General features: G+C 59.6%; 18 protein-coding genes. 16 read left to right on the forward strand and 2 right to left on the reverse strand.

Annotation, left to right across the window (positions count from 1 at the left end; translation table 11 throughout):
* Positions 1-514 (forward strand): hypothetical protein (locus ACS5Q1_RS40875; RefSeq protein ID WP_473103595.1); only part of this gene is annotated, 514 nt, incomplete at its 5' end.
* A gap of 34 nt (positions 515-548) precedes the next feature.
* On the opposite strand, the gene ACS5Q1_RS40880 is transcribed toward ACS5Q1_RS40875, so the two are convergent.
* The gene (locus ACS5Q1_RS40880) at positions 549-1,136 is read right to left on the reverse strand and encodes a TetR/AcrR family transcriptional regulator (RefSeq protein ID WP_473103610.1); all 588 of its coding nucleotides are present in this window, start codon (positions 1,134-1,136) and stop codon (positions 549-551) included.
* Between the two features lie 234 nt (positions 1,137-1,370).
* Between ACS5Q1_RS40880 and ACS5Q1_RS40885 the strand changes: the two genes are divergently transcribed.
* The 3 genes from ACS5Q1_RS40885 (at position 1,371) to grxC (ending at position 3,019) form a co-directional block, all read left to right on the forward strand.
* Complete coding sequence (locus ACS5Q1_RS40885; protein ID WP_473103596.1) at positions 1,371-2,069, forward strand: transglutaminase-like cysteine peptidase; 699 nt, start codon at positions 1,371-1,373, stop codon at positions 2,067-2,069.
* A gap of 116 nt (positions 2,070-2,185) precedes the next feature.
* Positions 2,186-2,563, forward strand: a complete 378-nt coding sequence (locus tag ACS5Q1_RS40890) for a hypothetical protein (protein WP_473103597.1) — start codon at positions 2,186-2,188, stop codon at positions 2,561-2,563.
* 186 nt (positions 2,564-2,749) lie between these two features.
* Positions 2,750-3,019 carry a glutaredoxin 3 gene (gene grxC / locus ACS5Q1_RS40895; protein WP_473103598.1) on the forward strand — a complete coding sequence of 90 codons (270 nt, stop codon included), beginning with the start codon at positions 2,750-2,752 and terminating at the stop codon, positions 3,017-3,019.
* A gap of 53 nt (positions 3,020-3,072) precedes the next feature.
* Here grxC and ACS5Q1_RS40900 read toward each other — a convergent pair whose 3' ends face one another.
* Positions 3,073-3,420 (reverse strand): hypothetical protein, encoded by a 348-nt coding sequence (locus tag ACS5Q1_RS40900; RefSeq protein ID WP_473103599.1) that lies wholly within the window; start codon positions 3,418-3,420, stop codon positions 3,073-3,075.
* Positions 3,421-3,774: 354 nt separating this feature from the next.
* Between ACS5Q1_RS40900 and ACS5Q1_RS40905 the strand changes: the two genes are divergently transcribed.
* From ACS5Q1_RS40905 to ACS5Q1_RS40960, 12 genes are all read left to right on the forward strand, one after another.
* A complete protein-coding gene (locus ACS5Q1_RS40905) occupies positions 3,775-5,400 on the forward strand; it encodes an NADP-dependent glyceraldehyde-3-phosphate dehydrogenase (RefSeq protein WP_473103600.1) in 1,626 nt (541 codons plus the stop codon).
* A gap of 191 nt (positions 5,401-5,591) precedes the next feature.
* Complete coding sequence (locus tag ACS5Q1_RS40910) at positions 5,592-5,942, forward strand: hypothetical protein (protein ID WP_473103601.1); 351 nt, start codon at positions 5,592-5,594, stop codon at positions 5,940-5,942.
* Between the two features lie 263 nt (positions 5,943-6,205).
* Positions 6,206-6,742, forward strand: a complete 537-nt coding sequence (locus ACS5Q1_RS40915) for a YkgB family protein (protein ID WP_473103602.1) — start codon at positions 6,206-6,208, stop codon at positions 6,740-6,742.
* A gap of 81 nt (positions 6,743-6,823) precedes the next feature.
* Positions 6,824-6,979, forward strand: a complete 156-nt coding sequence (locus ACS5Q1_RS40920) for a DUF1127 domain-containing protein (RefSeq protein ID WP_473103603.1) — start codon at positions 6,824-6,826, stop codon at positions 6,977-6,979.
* Positions 6,980-7,024: 45 nt separating this feature from the next.
* On the forward strand, positions 7,025-7,483 hold the full coding sequence (gene msrB / locus ACS5Q1_RS40925; protein WP_473103604.1) for a peptide-methionine (R)-S-oxide reductase MsrB: 459 nt from the start codon (positions 7,025-7,027) through the stop codon (positions 7,481-7,483).
* A complete protein-coding gene (msrA, locus tag ACS5Q1_RS40930) occupies positions 7,480-7,995 on the forward strand; it encodes a peptide-methionine (S)-S-oxide reductase MsrA (protein ID WP_473103605.1) in 516 nt (171 codons plus the stop codon). Before msrB ends, msrA begins: the two co-directional genes overlap by 4 nt.
* Positions 7,996-8,353: 358 nt before the next feature.
* The gene (locus ACS5Q1_RS40935; protein ID WP_473103606.1) at positions 8,354-8,782 is read left to right on the forward strand and encodes a cupin domain-containing protein; all 429 of its coding nucleotides are present in this window, start codon (positions 8,354-8,356) and stop codon (positions 8,780-8,782) included.
* Positions 8,783-8,803: 21 nt separating this feature from the next.
* On the forward strand, positions 8,804-9,742 hold the full coding sequence (locus ACS5Q1_RS40940) for an NADP-dependent oxidoreductase (RefSeq protein ID WP_473103611.1): 939 nt from the start codon (positions 8,804-8,806) through the stop codon (positions 9,740-9,742).
* Between the two features lie 39 nt (positions 9,743-9,781).
* Positions 9,782-11,083: a porin gene (locus tag ACS5Q1_RS40945; RefSeq protein WP_473103607.1), complete on the forward strand. Its 1,302-nt coding sequence runs from the start codon at positions 9,782-9,784 to the stop codon at positions 11,081-11,083.
* A 39-nt stretch (positions 11,084-11,122) separates the two neighbouring features.
* Positions 11,123-12,418, forward strand: a complete 1,296-nt coding sequence (gene nuoF / locus ACS5Q1_RS40950) for an NADH-quinone oxidoreductase subunit NuoF (protein WP_473103608.1) — start codon at positions 11,123-11,125, stop codon at positions 12,416-12,418.
* Between the two features lie 50 nt (positions 12,419-12,468).
* Complete coding sequence (gene pdhA / locus ACS5Q1_RS40955) at positions 12,469-13,458, forward strand: pyruvate dehydrogenase (acetyl-transferring) E1 component subunit alpha (protein WP_203445931.1); 990 nt, start codon at positions 12,469-12,471, stop codon at positions 13,456-13,458.
* Between the two features lie 150 nt (positions 13,459-13,608).
* Positions 13,609-13,972, forward strand: a 364-nt coding sequence (locus ACS5Q1_RS40960) for a thiamine pyrophosphate-binding protein (protein ID WP_473103609.1), incomplete at its 3' end; no start/stop codon positions are given.

Below are 13,972 nucleotides of genomic sequence, written 5' to 3' on the forward strand. Positions count from 1 at the left end.
GCATCGAAGTCAGAGCGGAGTGGGATCGGCATGGCAACCCTCCTTGGCTCACCAAGTTGAATCACACCCACCGCAATCCTGGAAATCACGAACGAGTCAGACCTTCAGGGACCTGGTATTACACCTGGCCTATTTCAACGGATATGCGCTATGGACGTATCTGACGACTCCCTTCCTGCTGGCAATGCCCGGCTTTCAAGTTGAGGAAGTCGAGCCATGGCAGGAAGCAGATGAAACCTGGCGGGTCCTGCGTGCGACTTTTCCTCTTGCGATCGCCAGCCATTGCCGCGAACAGGACTTCTATTTTGGCCCCGATTTCCTGCTCCGCCGCCACGATTATCAGGTGGACGTTTCCGGCGGCTTCCTCGCTGCACAGTACGTCTACGATGTCAGGGACTTCGGGGGATTCATGTTCCCCACCCGAAGACGCGCTCACCCGCGCCTCGCGAACCGCCAGCCGGACCGCTCACGCACACTCGTGTCAATCGACCTCAGCGAATATGAAGTGACTTGAAGGCATTTGGCCTGACCGCAAGTCCGGGATTTAGCTAGGATACCGACGCCACCGCAGACCGTGCTTCCGTTGCGAGCAACTGGGTCGCCATCCGCTTAGCCTGCCGGGCGGGCTCGATGTTGCGGGTCATCTGCGCGACGGCGATCGCGCCCTCATGCAACATGTTCATCTCGGCCGCAATCCGCTTCGGCTCGGCAACCCGCGCCGCATAGGCAAGTTCCTCGAAGTATGCCAGGGACAGACGCTTGTGCAGCACGGCGGCTTGGAACACCGGATTGACGGTCTCCTTATGCTCCCCTGCGGCGCTCATGAAAATGCAGCCGCGGAAATGCTCGTCACGGAACCAGGCTTCGAGGAAATCGAAGGTCGCCAGCAGACGCTCGACCGGATCATTCGTGCGTTGCTCGACATAGGCCCTCATGGCGTCCCGATCCTGCTCGTCACGACGCTCGAGGGCGGCCAGGATCAGGTCTTCCTTGGTTTCGAAGTAGCGGTAGAGTGTCGTCTTGGCGACCCCGGCCTCGGCAATGATCAAGTCGATGCCCGTAGCGTGATAGCCGTGCTGATTAAACAGCCGGAGCGCGGTCTCAAGCAGATGATTTCGGATCTCTGAACGGCGCATCATACCCTCAAACACAAAACAGATCAGTAGCTTTACCTATGCCTAGCCCCACGCGAGATCAAGTGCTCCTCAGGGAATTTCTGCGTTTGCGCAAGGGTGACTTGGCGGATCTGCTCTCAAAGCCGCCTTGTCGGACGATACAGATCGGTATATTTATCCGCCTACCGATACAGAACTGTATCGTTTCCGGAATTTGCAGGATGGCCTGTCAAGCCGGACAGACCAGGAGGGGCGATGATGCCCTGGACCATCAAACGGCAGTTCTCCTGTTACCCTGTTTCTGAAAAGAAGACCGCCCGCGGAGGCCTGGTTTGGACTCTGCGGTCGATCGTGATCGGCCTCCTCCTGTTGTTCTCCCTTGTCGGGATCCCGCGCGTCAATGCAGGCGAGTTCCACCCGTTTAATGCAGCTTGGATTCCGTCAGCGGGCGAGAGCGCTCAGCCGACAGACGCCTGGAGTGAGTTTTGCGAGCGGAGCCCGGGTGACTGTGCGATCGACCCTTCCGAGCCTGCCACGATCGAGCTCGACGAGCGTGCCTGGGCCCTGATCGTGGCGATCAACCAGCAAGTCAACGCCGCCATCTCACCGCAGGAAGACATTGCCCATTGGGGCGTGATCGACCGTTGGGACTACCCGGACGATGGCTATGGCGATTGTGAGGACTATCAGCTTCTCAAGCGTCGTCTGCTGGTCGAGGCCGGATTACCGCGGCGGGCCCTTCGCATGGTCGTGGTGCTCGATGAACTCGGCGCAGGCCATGCCGTCATGGCGATCCGGACCGATCGCGGCGACTTCATCCTCGACAACAAGCGGGATACCGTCCTGCCGTGGCATCAGACCGGCTACGTGTACATCAAGAGGGAAGGTGACCGGACTCACGCTTGGGTCTGGCTGGGCAATCAAGCCACCGTCACGTCAGCTTTCAGCCGATAATCAGGAGGCTTTTATGCCACGGTCGCATCCCGGTCCACAGCGCGTCGCGGCCTAACCGAAGTTCTCGTCCGGAACGTACAGTCCGCCATAAAAACCCTCACTTGGAGGCATCGACAATGTTTACCAAACCGATCGTCGAACAAGCCTGTGTCGACTACCCTCTGTTGAGCGACCTCTGCGCTGTCGAAATCGAGCGGCGCATCGTCCAAGCCTATCTTCAACTGGTATTTCGGACTGTTGATACAAACAATTCGCGCACTATTGCAGTGCTGCGGCTTGGGTCGGTTGAAGTCTATCTGTCCGAAATGCGCCCGGTACGTACCAGCCTAGACCTTCCGCCGTTCTGGATCGAGGTCATGTCCGGCCCGACCGACATGTCGATCGACAGTCTGGGATTCAACGACTTTGGCGAGGATGAACTGGCAGCCGCTGTCGAGATGATCGTGAGCGCTGCGCATGATGCCGGCCCTCGTATTGGCCCGCTCCCGCACTGACCCGCAGTCCGAAGCGGGCGGCCGTGCCGTCATCCATCGATGAGGACAAAGCCATGAACCGAAGCAATGAACGAAACACTTTCTGGGCGTCCACCACTGCGGTGCTCACGCTGACACTCGTCATTGGCGTGCTTTATCTACCGTTGTTTCTCTAGCTCAACCATTCACACTATGGAGATGATGATCATGTCGGAAATCACCCTCTACACTAAAAGCTGGTGCCCTTACTGCGCCTCGGCGAAGAGACTGCTCACCCAGAAAGGAGCCAGCTTTACCGAAATCGACGTCGAAACACAGCCTGAGAAGTGGGCGGAGATGGTTCAGAAAGCAGGCGGGCGGACCACAGTTCCTCAAGTATTTATCGACGGCCGGCATATCGGCGGATCCGATGACCTGCATGCCATCAACCGCAGCGGGGACTTAGATTCGCTCATCCTGAGCTCGCTAAACTTGTGATGAGCGAGGAGCGCGTTCATCACCCGCATTGTTTCCTGGATGTAAGGCTCGGTTCAGCTCACGTTCTCGGTTGAGAGCTTATCCCGATTGGGGATTCTGGTGGAGATCCGAGCCGCCGCTTCAGGGCTGAGGCCGATCTCGATGAGGTCGCCCTCCAGTTCATTGAGGGCGTCGAACGCGAAGGTTATTGCAGCAGTTGCCATATCGTCGTTTGCTACAACGTTCTGCGTGGTCGTGACAATGCCCGTCTCATCGTCGCAGTCACACAGGCAAGTGATCGTGACGCGGATGCCACCTGTCTCGTCCTGACCTGTCCTTGCCTCGAAGTCGCTCCGACGGACCTCGATCACGACCAAATGCCCGTCGAATTCTTCTTTCAGGATGGTGTCCCATTTGCCCATGTCCCCTCCAGGTCGTTGTCCGAGCTGAGAGAAAGGCGCAGAAGCCTTATTCCTCCATCACCCCGGCACCAAAGTGTCTTTAAAATGAAAGAGACGGCGATCCCACAGGATCGCCGTCAGCTCTCGGGGGGTGCCAAAGCCTGCAGGAGCACCGGCTGTGACCACGCAAGGAGATTATCGAAGTCCTCAGCCAGTTGCTGCAGAAATATGCTGAGAGGATCCGATTGTCGCAATTGCGGACGAAATCTAGCAATCTGCATCGCGATCACAGCCATACCCCCGGTCTAATGGCGAACAAGCCATAGATCTGCCTCTCTGACCGGTTACGGTGGTGGGCAACTAGGAATGCGTGACATGGTCAATTCCAATGCCTTAAGGCTGCTCTTCCCCGACGGCGCGATCCCGGCGGAACACCACCCTCCCCCACCCATTAACCAGTGCACCTATCTGGTCAACGGCGAACTGAAAGCTTGGGATGGACCCGTCGATGCGGTGCGATCGCCGGTCTGCCTGCGAGCGAAGGATGGCGGGCTGCAGCAGATCGAGCTCGGGAGTGTCCCATCCGGTGGAGAGAAGGAGGCGGAAGAGGCGCTCGAGGCCGCTGTGGCCGCGTACGATGGCGGTCGTGGCCAATGGCCTACCATGACGGTCGCCGAACGCGTAGCCTGCTTGCAAGACTTCACAAGTCAGATGATCAGCCGACGGCAGGAAGTCGTGGATTTGATCATGTGGGAAATCGGCAAGCCAAAAGCAGATTCCGAGAAGGAATTCGACCGCACCGTCGACTACATCCGGGCGACGATCAACGCCTTGAAGGAGCTCGACAACAGCAACTCCCGTTTCACCATCGTCGAAGGCACCATCGGGCAGATCAGGCGCACCCCGCTCGGAGTCGTCCTCTGCATGGGTCCATACAACTATCCCCTGAACGAGACGTTTGCGACCCTGATCCCAGCCCTCATCATGGGCAATACCGTCGTGTTCAAGCCGCCGCGGTTCGGCGCACTGCTGTTCTACCCGCTGCTGGAGGCCTTTCAAAGCTCTTTTCCGAAGGGCGTGATCAACATGGTGTATGGGCGTGGCTCGGTCGTCGTGCCCCGTCTGCTGGATACTGGTCAACTGAACGTGCTGGCCCTGATTGGCTCGAGCAAGGTTGCAGATCACCTCAAAAAGCTGCATCCAAAGACCAACCGGCTGCGGGCTATTCTCGGGCTTGATGCCAAGAACGCCGCCATCATCCTGCCGGACGCCGACGTTGAGCTTGCCGTAAAGGAATGCCTGATCGGGTCCCTCACGTTCAACGGCCAGCGCTGTACGGCGCTGAAGATGCTGATCGTTCATCAATCCATTGCCGATCCGTTTCTTCGCCGGTTCAGCGAGGAGGTGGGCAAGCTCAAAGTCGGCATGCCGTGGGAGAAGGGCGTCAACATCACGCCGCTCCCTGAAGCCGGCAAGACCGATCACATGACGGCTCTGGTCGAGGATGCGAAAGCCAAAGGGGCTCGCGTGGTCAACGAGGATGGCGGCAGCGTGGCCGGCACCCTGTTCTACCCGGCCGTCGTCTATCCTGTCCAAGAGGGCATGCGGCTCTATCGGGAGGAGCAATTCGGGCCTGTTGTCCCCGTGATGGCTTTCGAGGATCTCGACATGGCGCTCGAGTACGTGACCACGTCCGAGCATGGTCAGCAGGTAAGCGTCTTCAGCTCAAGCCCGGATCAGATCGGCCGGCTTGTCGATCCGCTCGTCAATCAGGTCTGCCGGGTTAACATCAACTGCCAGTGTCAGCGTGGTCCCGATGTCTTTCCCTTCACCGGCCGAAAGGACTCGGCTGAGGGCACCCTGTCGGTGACGGACGCGCTACGCTCGTTTTCGATCCGATCGATGATCGCCACCAAGGAAACGCAAGCGAACAAGGATCTGCTTGAGACAATCATCACCGAGCAGACCTCCAACTTCATCAACACTCGGTTCATTTTCTGATCGGCTGAGGATCTTGGATCGGCTGGTCTCGCATCGGCGATCGGTCCACATCGGGCCCTTAGCCAGCAGCTTCTCGCTCTCTCCGTTCCTTAATGATGCCCGGCTCTGTCAGGTGATTTATCCTGAGGCAGGAGACATCCCTGGACAGATTGTGCTCAGATGGTCACCCAACATACGATCGGAGAATCCCGATGCGCGTGCCGGCCGCCCTGCTGATGACCATTGCACTGTCCGCCTGCGTTTCTACTGGTGACCAGGCAGCCCAGCCGGTACCGCCAGCCAATCTTGGGTCGACGCAAGCGGCACCACCCATGCCATCGGCGCCCATCCCAGTGGCCCTCCCGCCAGGGTACTCCCGGCACATCACCTATCGGGATGGCAGGTTCACCCTCCCGGACGGCTCGACAGTGCCCGCCGATCCCAATGGTGGGTTTACGATCTCCACCGGCGCCTACGTCCCTCCGGACGGAGCTGGCGGGATCATCCTGCCGAACGGAGCGAGATGCATCTCGGACAGTGCACGGGGCTACTTCTGCCCCTGACGCAGCCTTGATGGTAGACTGTCTTCGGGAAGGTTCGCTACTGATCAGTATTTATTATTGCCTTTCTACATCTCTATCGGGAGGCTGCAATATTGCCACGAAGGTGCCAAATGGCACATCGCATAGGCGGGCAACGGGCATTTTGCTTTTGTTAGCTTGATAAACGATACAGATCGGTATACATCCGGGTTAATCGATACAATACGGTATCGATTATGCCGCAGCCGGCCGCAACAGTCGCCGCGGAAACCCAGGAGAATGCAATGTCTTATGTTTATACCCCGAGCGTCGCGGCGTATCCGAGTTCCCAAGCTCGCGCGGCAATTTTATTGGATTTGGTCGACCGCCACGGCCGGACGGTGACGACAGCAGGCCTCTATGCCTCGCTGGTCGTAATTTACGCCTGGTTCGGCGGCATGAAGTTTACCGCCTATGAGGCGGAAGGCCTGACCGGACTGGTCGGAAACAGCCCGCTGTTGAGCTGGGTCTATCCCATCTTTGGCGTGCGGGGCTTCTCAAGCGTCCTCGGCGTCCTCGAACTCAGCATCGCTGCCCTGATCGCGGCTCGGCTCGTCAACCCGGTGTATTCGCTCGTCGGTGGCGTGCTGTCGGCCGGGCTGTTCGTGACGACGCTTAGTTTCATGGCAACAACGCCCGGCGTGTTTTTGCCGGAAGTCGGCTATCCGGCGATTTCCGTCGCTCCCGGTCAGTTCCTGCTTAAGGACATCGGGCTGCTCGCCGTATCCCTCGCGGTCGCCATAGACTCGCTGTCGAGCCTGCGCTCCGCCCGCGCCGCCTGAGCGAAATCAGAGCAGAGCCTCACCGAGGCTTTGCCTTCCAAAAGCCGGCTGTGATCGTCGGCTCAACATCAGGAGTTTCCCATGTTTGTCGCCTTTATCACGTCCAAGATCCGCGCCTTCCTGCGCTATCGCCAGGTCATCCGCGAGCTAATGCAACTCTCAGATCGCGAACTCGACGATCTTGGCATCTCGCGCAACGATATCGATGCCATCGCGCGTAAGAGTGTGGCCTCATAAGCGGCTCCCCAATCACACTTCCGCCCATCGGAAGGAGAACATCAGATGAAAACCTATCATAAGAACCCCGAGGCTGTGTCCGGGCTCACGCCAGAGCAGTATCGGGTGACACAGAAAGACGGAACTGAGCGTCCCTTCGCCAATGCGTACTGGGACAACAAGGAACCCGGGCTCTACGTTGACGTAGTATCAGGCGAGCCCTTGTTCGCTTCATTCGACAAGTACGACAGCGGCAGCGGCTGGCCCAGCTTCGTCAAGCCGATCGATGCCGACAACGTTGTCGATATCCGCGATACGAGCCACGGCATGGTGCGAACCGAGGTGCGCTCCGCCCACGGCGACAGCCATCTGGGTCATGTATTCCCGGATGGGCCACAAGAGGCGGGCGGATTGCGCTACTGCATTAACTCGGCCTCGCTACGGTTCATCCATTACGATGATCTGGAGAGCGAGGGCTACGGTGAATTCCGCAAGCTGTTTGCAGAGAAAGGAGAAACAGTATGACTGGCGTAACTGAGAGGGCCGTTCTGGCTGGAGGCTGCTTCTGGGGCATGCAGGATCTCATCCGCCGCCTTCCCGGCGTCGTCTCCACTCGTGTTGGTTATTCTGGTGGAGACGTGCCGAACGCGACCTATCGTAATCACGGCACGCACGCGGAGGCGATCGAGATCATATTCGATCCCGAGAAGACGAGCTTCCGCGACCTGCTGGAGTTCTTTTTCCAGATCCACGACCCCAGCACGAAGAACCGGCAAGGGAATGATCGCGGCTTGAGTTACCGGTCGGCGATCTTCTACACTTCGGATGAGCAGCGGCAGGTGGCCGAGGACACGATTGCCGATGTCGATGCCTCGGGCCTTTGGCCGGGTAAGGTAGTCACGGAACTTGAGCCGGCGGGCGATTTCTGGGAGGCCGAGCCGGAGCACCAGGATTATCTGGAGCGGCTTCCGAACGGCTATACGTGCCACTTCATCCGTCCCGGCTGGAAGCTGCCGCGCCGCAGCAACGCTGCTTAGGACAGAAAACTCGGGGAGTCGGTCTCCCGTAGAGCAGCTTCCGATTGGAATGGCCCGGAGAAATCCGGGCCATTTTATTGAGGGGGTTCTGTTACTCCGAGCGCCAGAATGCGTTCGACAGGGCCGATTTTCGCAAAATCGGAGGATCTCCCGCAATATCGAGACATTTGCGGCTTAGGCATAGACCGGCATAACGCTCATAATGGCGCTCAACAACGGTGGCCATTGCATTCGGAGGAGCCCGGACATAACGCCCCCTGCTGATGGTACAGTCCTTTTAGCCGTTCTTGGGCCTCCCGAGTAGGACGCTCCGGCCCCAAGATCTCCGCGTTCCCGATCCCAGCATGAGGAAAGGACAATGAGGATGATCAAGAGCAAGTCAGTCAGCGTTATCGGCGCCGCCGGCATTGCACTCACACTCGCGAATATGCCCGCATCCGCCCAGGGACAGGGCGAGACGGTGAAGACCGTCTTCGAGCGCGCCATCCCGAATATCCCGGGCAAGACCCTGATCGCTCTCGAGGTAACCTATGCTCCGGGTGGCAAGTCTCCATCCCATTTCCATCCCAAGTCCGCTTTCATCTATGCGCACGTGACATCCGGCGCCATTCGCAGCCAAGTCGGCGATGGGCCCGCCAGGGTCTACCAGGTGGGTGAAGGCTGGTACGAGGATCCTGGCTCGCACCATAAGGTCAGCGAGAACGCCAGTACCACCGAACCGGCAAAGCTGCTCGCCGTGTTCGTTACCGATCCTGGCGAAACTCTAGTTACCCCCGAGCAGAAGTAAGGATCTGCGGTGATGTCCTCTATGATGGCTTGGCGTGTGCATGAGTTCGGTCCCCCGGACGCGATGCAGTTTGAATCCATTGCCGTGCCCACTCCCGGCCCTGGCGAGGTGCTCGTCAAGGTGCACGCGGCCGGAGTTGGCCCCTGGGACGGTTGGATCAGGTCTGGTAACAGCGCTTTGCCCCAGCCCCTTCCCCTGACCTTGGGTTCCGACCTCTCTGGCGAGATCCAGGCTATCGGGCCGGATGTGTCCGGCCTGCGCATCGGAGACCAGATTTATGGAGTTACGAATCCGCGCTTTATCGGGGCATATGCCGAATATGCGCTGGCCTCGGCCGCAATGATCGCGCGAAAGCCGGCCGCGATCGACCATCTCGAAGCAGCCTCCGTCCCGGTCATTGCCGTTACCGCATGGCAGGGCCTGTTTGATCAGGCACAGCTCAAGGCCGGCCAGACGGTACTCATTCATGGGGCAGCCGGCAACGTGGGTGCCTACGCGGTGCAATTCGCCCACCGTGCAGGCCTCCGGACCATCGCGACAGCTGCCGCTGACGACCACGCATTTGTACGTGAGCTCGGAGCCGATATGCTGGTGGACTTCAACTCCCAGCGCTTTGAAGACGTGGCCCGGGATGTTGATGCCGTCTTCGATCTGGTCGGCGGCGAGACGCAACAGCGCTCGTTTCAGGTCCTGCGACGCGGCGGCAAGCTGATCTCGGCCGTGTCTCAGCCCGATCAGGACTTGGCGAAGAGCCATGGGGTCGATGCAGCCTTCTTTCTGGTCAAAGTCTCGACACAGTACCTGACGGAAATTGCCGGCTTGATCGATCGCGGCGACCTGAGGACGCGGGTGGGCACAGTCATGCCCCTTGCTGAAGCGCGGGAGGCCCATCGCATGCTGGAGGGCTTTCGTCCGCTCTCCAAGGGCAAGATCGTTCTCGCGGTGGGCTCTTCGGAATGACCATGTCTGGTGCCCCCTAGTGCAAGTAAAGGAGACCGAATGGACGCGTTCCGAAAAGTCCGCACTGGAATAATCGCCTGTGCGTTAGCCATCAGCGGGTGTGTTGTCACGACGACGTCCCAGGCTCTCGATCTGCCCGCTAGGAACACGGCTCCCGTCGAGGCTGTGCGCATCTGCTCCACCCACGGCGCCGGCTTCTTCACCATCCCAGGAACCGACACATGCTTGCGGATCGGCGGTCGGGCCCGCGGAGAAATCCGGTATCTCGAACCCGGCAGCCGTGCCGACGATGCGATCGGCTACCGGACCCGAGGCCGGATCGCCCTCGACGTCCGTACCCGGACATCTTACGGCCTGCTGCGCGCCAAGACGCAGTATGAGTTCACACACAACACCGGCAATTACGGGCCAGATACCTTCCGTCTCGACGAGGCCTTTATCGAATTCGGCGGACTGACCGCCGGCCGCCTGGAATCCTTCTTCGACTTCTATACCAATGACTTCAACTTCGCGGATCTCATCGTCTCCGAGGTCAAGACCAATGTATTCGCCTATACGGCGATATTGGGCTCCGACCTCTCGGCAACGATTTCGCTGGAGGACTCCATCGAGCGACGGCAGTTCTCCGCCCCGAATGGACCAGGGTTTCCCGGCCAGGAGTTCAGCCCAGCCGGTGCACGTGTTCCGGATCTCGTTGGACGGCTGCTGTGGGAGCCAGACTGGGGCAAGGCCCAACTCTCGGCGGCGTTGCACCAGATCCGCGGCGACAATCTCGTTCCCGGACCAGCTCCGGCTCCGTTCGTCGACACCGAGTACGGCTTTGCGGTACAGGCTGGAGTCCAGGTCGAACTCCCCATGATTGCTGACAGCGACGAACTTTGGCTCCAGGCCGCCTATGCCGATGGCGCCCTGAGTTATCTCGGCCTCGGCAACTCATCAATCAACGACATCATCCTCGATCAGACTGATGCTTATGTGGATGCCGACGGAGCAGTGCATCGGTCCAGGGGCTGGGCCGCGACGGCGGTGTTCCTGCACTATTGGACGCCGCAGATCCGGCATGCGGTGTTCGGTTCCTATGGTGTGATCAACTACCCGGCGGGCAGCGTGGTAACCGCGCCTGCAGGCGGCGCCCTCGGGTTCCCGGACACCTCCGAGTGGCGAATCGGCACCAATCTCGGCTGGCTCCCGGTGAGCGGTCTCTATCTTGGAGTCGAGACTTTCTATCGTAGGGTCGACCCGCAGGGCCGGGTGTTCGTGAACAACGATCCCGCATCAGACAGCCTCATCAATTCTGAGGACGCCCTTGAAGCCCGCCTGCGGGTCCAGCGGGATTTTTGAGGCCATAAGGTATCTTCGGACGAAAGGGGAGAGTTGGTCATGCTCAGCGACAGGGACCGGATCTTCACCAACCTGTATGGGTTCCACGATTGGCGCCTTGCCGGTGCCCGGATGCGCGGCGACTGGGATGGTACGGCATTTCTGCTGGCGCAAGGACGGGACTGGATCATTAATGAGACCAAGGAATCAGGGCTCCGTGGACGCGGCGGCGCAGGCTTTGCTACTGGCATGAAATGGTCCTTCATGCCAAAGACTTCCGACCGCCTGCCCAGCTATCTTGTCGTCAACGCCGACGAGTCCGAGCCGGGAACCTGCAAGGACCGGGAAATCCTCCGCGGCGATCCCCACAAGCTGGTGGAAGGCTGTCTGCTCGCGTCTTTCGCCATCGGCGCGCATGCCTGTTACATCTACATTCGAGGCGAGTTCGTTGATGAAGCCCGTCATCTGCAGCAGGCCATTGACGAGGCCTACGAGGCTGGTCTGATCGGCCGAAACGCCTGCGGGTCCGGATGGGACTTCGATCTTTACCTGCACCGCGGTGCCGGCGCCTATATCGCCGGAGAAGAGACAGGTTTGCTCGAGAGTCTCGAAGGCAAGAAGGCGATGCCACGGATGAAGCCACCGTTCCCGGCGGCGATCGGCCTGTACGGCTGCCCGACAACGGTAAACAATGTCGAGACCATCGCAGTCGTGCCGACCATCCTGCGGCGGGGAGCTGCCTGGTTCGCCAGCATTGGGCGGCCGAACAATGTAGGGACCAAGATCTACTCGATATCCGGTCATGTGAACCGGCCATGCAATGTCGAGGAGGCGATGAGCATCCCCTTGCGCGAACTGATCGACACCTATGCCGGCGGAGTCCGTGGAGGATGGGATAACCTACTTGCCGTTATCCCCGGCGGTGGCTCGATGCCGCTGTTGCCAAAGAGCATTTGCGATACGCTGCTGATGGACTTCGACGCCCTTCGAGATGTCAAGAGCGGTTTGGGTACCGCTGCTGTCGTTGTCATGGACAAGTCGACGGACCTGATTGCGGCCATCGCCCGATTGAGTGCGTTCTTCAAGCACGAAAGCTGCGGCCAATGCACCCCCTGCCGCGAAGGAACAGGGTGGATCACGAGGGTCATGTATCGGATGGTGGAAGGTCGCGCCGATCCACACGAGATCGATCTGCTGGAGGAGGTGACCAAACAGATGGAAGGCCATACGATTTGTGCGTTCGGCGATGCTGCCGCTTGGCCCGTGCAGGGACTCATCCGCCATTTTCGCCCAATGATGCTTGAAAGAATGATATCTTATCAACGTGAGCACCAACCAGCGCTCGCTGCGGAGTAGTTCGACTATCCCTCCGGCCAGATCGCCCCATCCGACGTTTGGAGAACATCATGGCACCCAAATCCAACAAGAAACAGGAGGTATTGAGCAAGGATCAGGAGACGCACGCGTACCGCGAGATGCTGCTGATCCGCCGTTTCGAGGAGAAGACCGGCCAGATGTACGGCATGGGCCTGATCCGCGGCTTCTGCCACCTCTATATCGGCCAGGAAGCCATTGTCGTCGGCATGCAGATGGCGACGAAGGACGGCGACCAGGTGATTACCGGCTATCGCGATCACGGCCACATGCTCGCCTGCGGCATGGATCCGAAGGGCGTCATGGCTGAACTCACGGGCCGCCGTGCCGGCTTATCGAAAGGCAAGGGCGGCTCCATGCACATGTTCTCCAAGGAGAAGCACTTCTACGGAGGGCACGGCATCGTCGGCTCCCAGGTGTCGCTCGGCACCGGCATCGCCTTCGCGAACCACTACCGCGAGAACGGCAATGTCTGCCTGACCTATTTCGGCGAGGGGGCAGCCAACCAGGGTCAGGTCTCCGAGAGCTTCAACATGGCGGCTGTGTGGAAGCTGCCCGTGGTCTACGTGATTGAGAACAACCGCTACGCCATGGGTACGGAGATGAGTCGCGCCTCGGCCCAGACCGATTACTCGAAGCGGGGCGTGTCCTTCGGCATCCCCGGCGAGCAGGTGGACGGCATGGATGTCCGCGCGGTCTACGCCGCCGGTCAGCGCGCTATCGAGCATGCCCGCTCCGGCAAAGGTCCCTTCATCCTGGAGATGCTGGCTTACCGCTATCGCGGCCACTCCATGTCCGATCCGGCGAAATACCGCACAAGGGACGAGGTGGATCAGGTACGCGAGGCACGCGATCCAATCGAGCAGGTCCGCCAGCGCCTTTTAACACGCTGGAAGCTGTCGGAAGACGAAGTGAAGGCCATCGACAGCAGGATTCGCGAGATCGTCAACGAGGCAGCTGAGTTCGCCACGCAGGATCCGGAGCCGGATCCGTCCGAGCTCTACACCGATATTCTCAATTGATCATCCTGAGAGTGGGTTGAGCTGCATGATTTTGACGCCATTTGCATCCGACAGGTCTCCTTTTGATGACCGGGAGCGAGGTCGTCGTTGATCGGGTTTTACCGCCATCTGATACACTGACGCCATCGTGTCAGCTTGAGGAGTGTCCCCATGAACGGCGCAGAACTGCTTGTATCCGCTTTGGAGAACGAAGGCGTGCAGCAGATCTTCGGGGTGCCCGGAGAAGAGAACCTCGACCTTGTCGAGGCGCTGCGACAATCCTCCATCGAACTGGTGCTGACCCGCCACGAGCAGGCCGCCGCCTTCATGGCGGCGACGCATGGCCGGCTAACCGGCCGACCGGGCGTCTGCCTGTCGACGCTTGGTCCGGGTGCGCTCAATCTTACGACCGGCGCGGCCTATGCGCTGCTCGGCGCGATGCCGATGGTCATGATCACGGGCCAGAAGAGTATCCTGAGCCGGAAACAGGCGCGCTTCCAGATCGTGGACATGGTCGCGACCATGACGCCGCTGA

This window comes from Microvirga sp. GN3 (assembly GCF_055792825.1).

Excerpts from the sequence above, each read along its gene's own strand:
- ACS5Q1_RS40880 (WP_473103610.1), bottom strand. The coding sequence starts at position 1,136 with ATGCGCCGTTCAGAGATCCGAAATCATCTGCTTGAGACCGCGCTCCGG.
- ACS5Q1_RS40885 (WP_473103596.1), top strand. The coding sequence starts at position 1,371 with ATGATGCCCTGGACCATCAAACGGCAGTTCTCCTGTTACCCTGTTTCT.
- ACS5Q1_RS40890 (WP_473103597.1), top strand. The coding sequence starts at position 2,186 with ATGTTTACCAAACCGATCGTCGAACAAGCCTGTGTCGACTACCCTCTG.
- grxC (WP_473103598.1), top strand. The coding sequence starts at position 2,750 with ATGTCGGAAATCACCCTCTACACTAAAAGCTGGTGCCCTTACTGCGCC.
- ACS5Q1_RS40900 (WP_473103599.1), bottom strand. The coding sequence starts at position 3,420 with ATGGGCAAATGGGACACCATCCTGAAAGAAGAATTCGACGGGCATTTG.
- ACS5Q1_RS40905 (WP_473103600.1), top strand. The coding sequence starts at position 3,775 with ATGGTCAATTCCAATGCCTTAAGGCTGCTCTTCCCCGACGGCGCGATC.
- ACS5Q1_RS40910 (WP_473103601.1), top strand. The coding sequence starts at position 5,592 with ATGCGCGTGCCGGCCGCCCTGCTGATGACCATTGCACTGTCCGCCTGC.
- ACS5Q1_RS40915 (WP_473103602.1), top strand. The coding sequence starts at position 6,206 with ATGTCTTATGTTTATACCCCGAGCGTCGCGGCGTATCCGAGTTCCCAA.
- ACS5Q1_RS40920 (WP_473103603.1), top strand. The coding sequence starts at position 6,824 with ATGTTTGTCGCCTTTATCACGTCCAAGATCCGCGCCTTCCTGCGCTAT.
- msrB (WP_473103604.1), top strand. The coding sequence starts at position 7,025 with ATGAAAACCTATCATAAGAACCCCGAGGCTGTGTCCGGGCTCACGCCA.
- msrA (WP_473103605.1), top strand. The coding sequence starts at position 7,480 with ATGACTGGCGTAACTGAGAGGGCCGTTCTGGCTGGAGGCTGCTTCTGG.
- ACS5Q1_RS40935 (WP_473103606.1), top strand. The coding sequence starts at position 8,354 with ATGAGGATGATCAAGAGCAAGTCAGTCAGCGTTATCGGCGCCGCCGGC.
- ACS5Q1_RS40940 (WP_473103611.1), top strand. The coding sequence starts at position 8,804 with ATGATGGCTTGGCGTGTGCATGAGTTCGGTCCCCCGGACGCGATGCAG.
- ACS5Q1_RS40945 (WP_473103607.1), top strand. The coding sequence starts at position 9,782 with ATGGACGCGTTCCGAAAAGTCCGCACTGGAATAATCGCCTGTGCGTTA.
- nuoF (WP_473103608.1), top strand. The coding sequence starts at position 11,123 with ATGCTCAGCGACAGGGACCGGATCTTCACCAACCTGTATGGGTTCCAC.
- pdhA (WP_203445931.1), top strand. The coding sequence starts at position 12,469 with ATGGCACCCAAATCCAACAAGAAACAGGAGGTATTGAGCAAGGATCAG.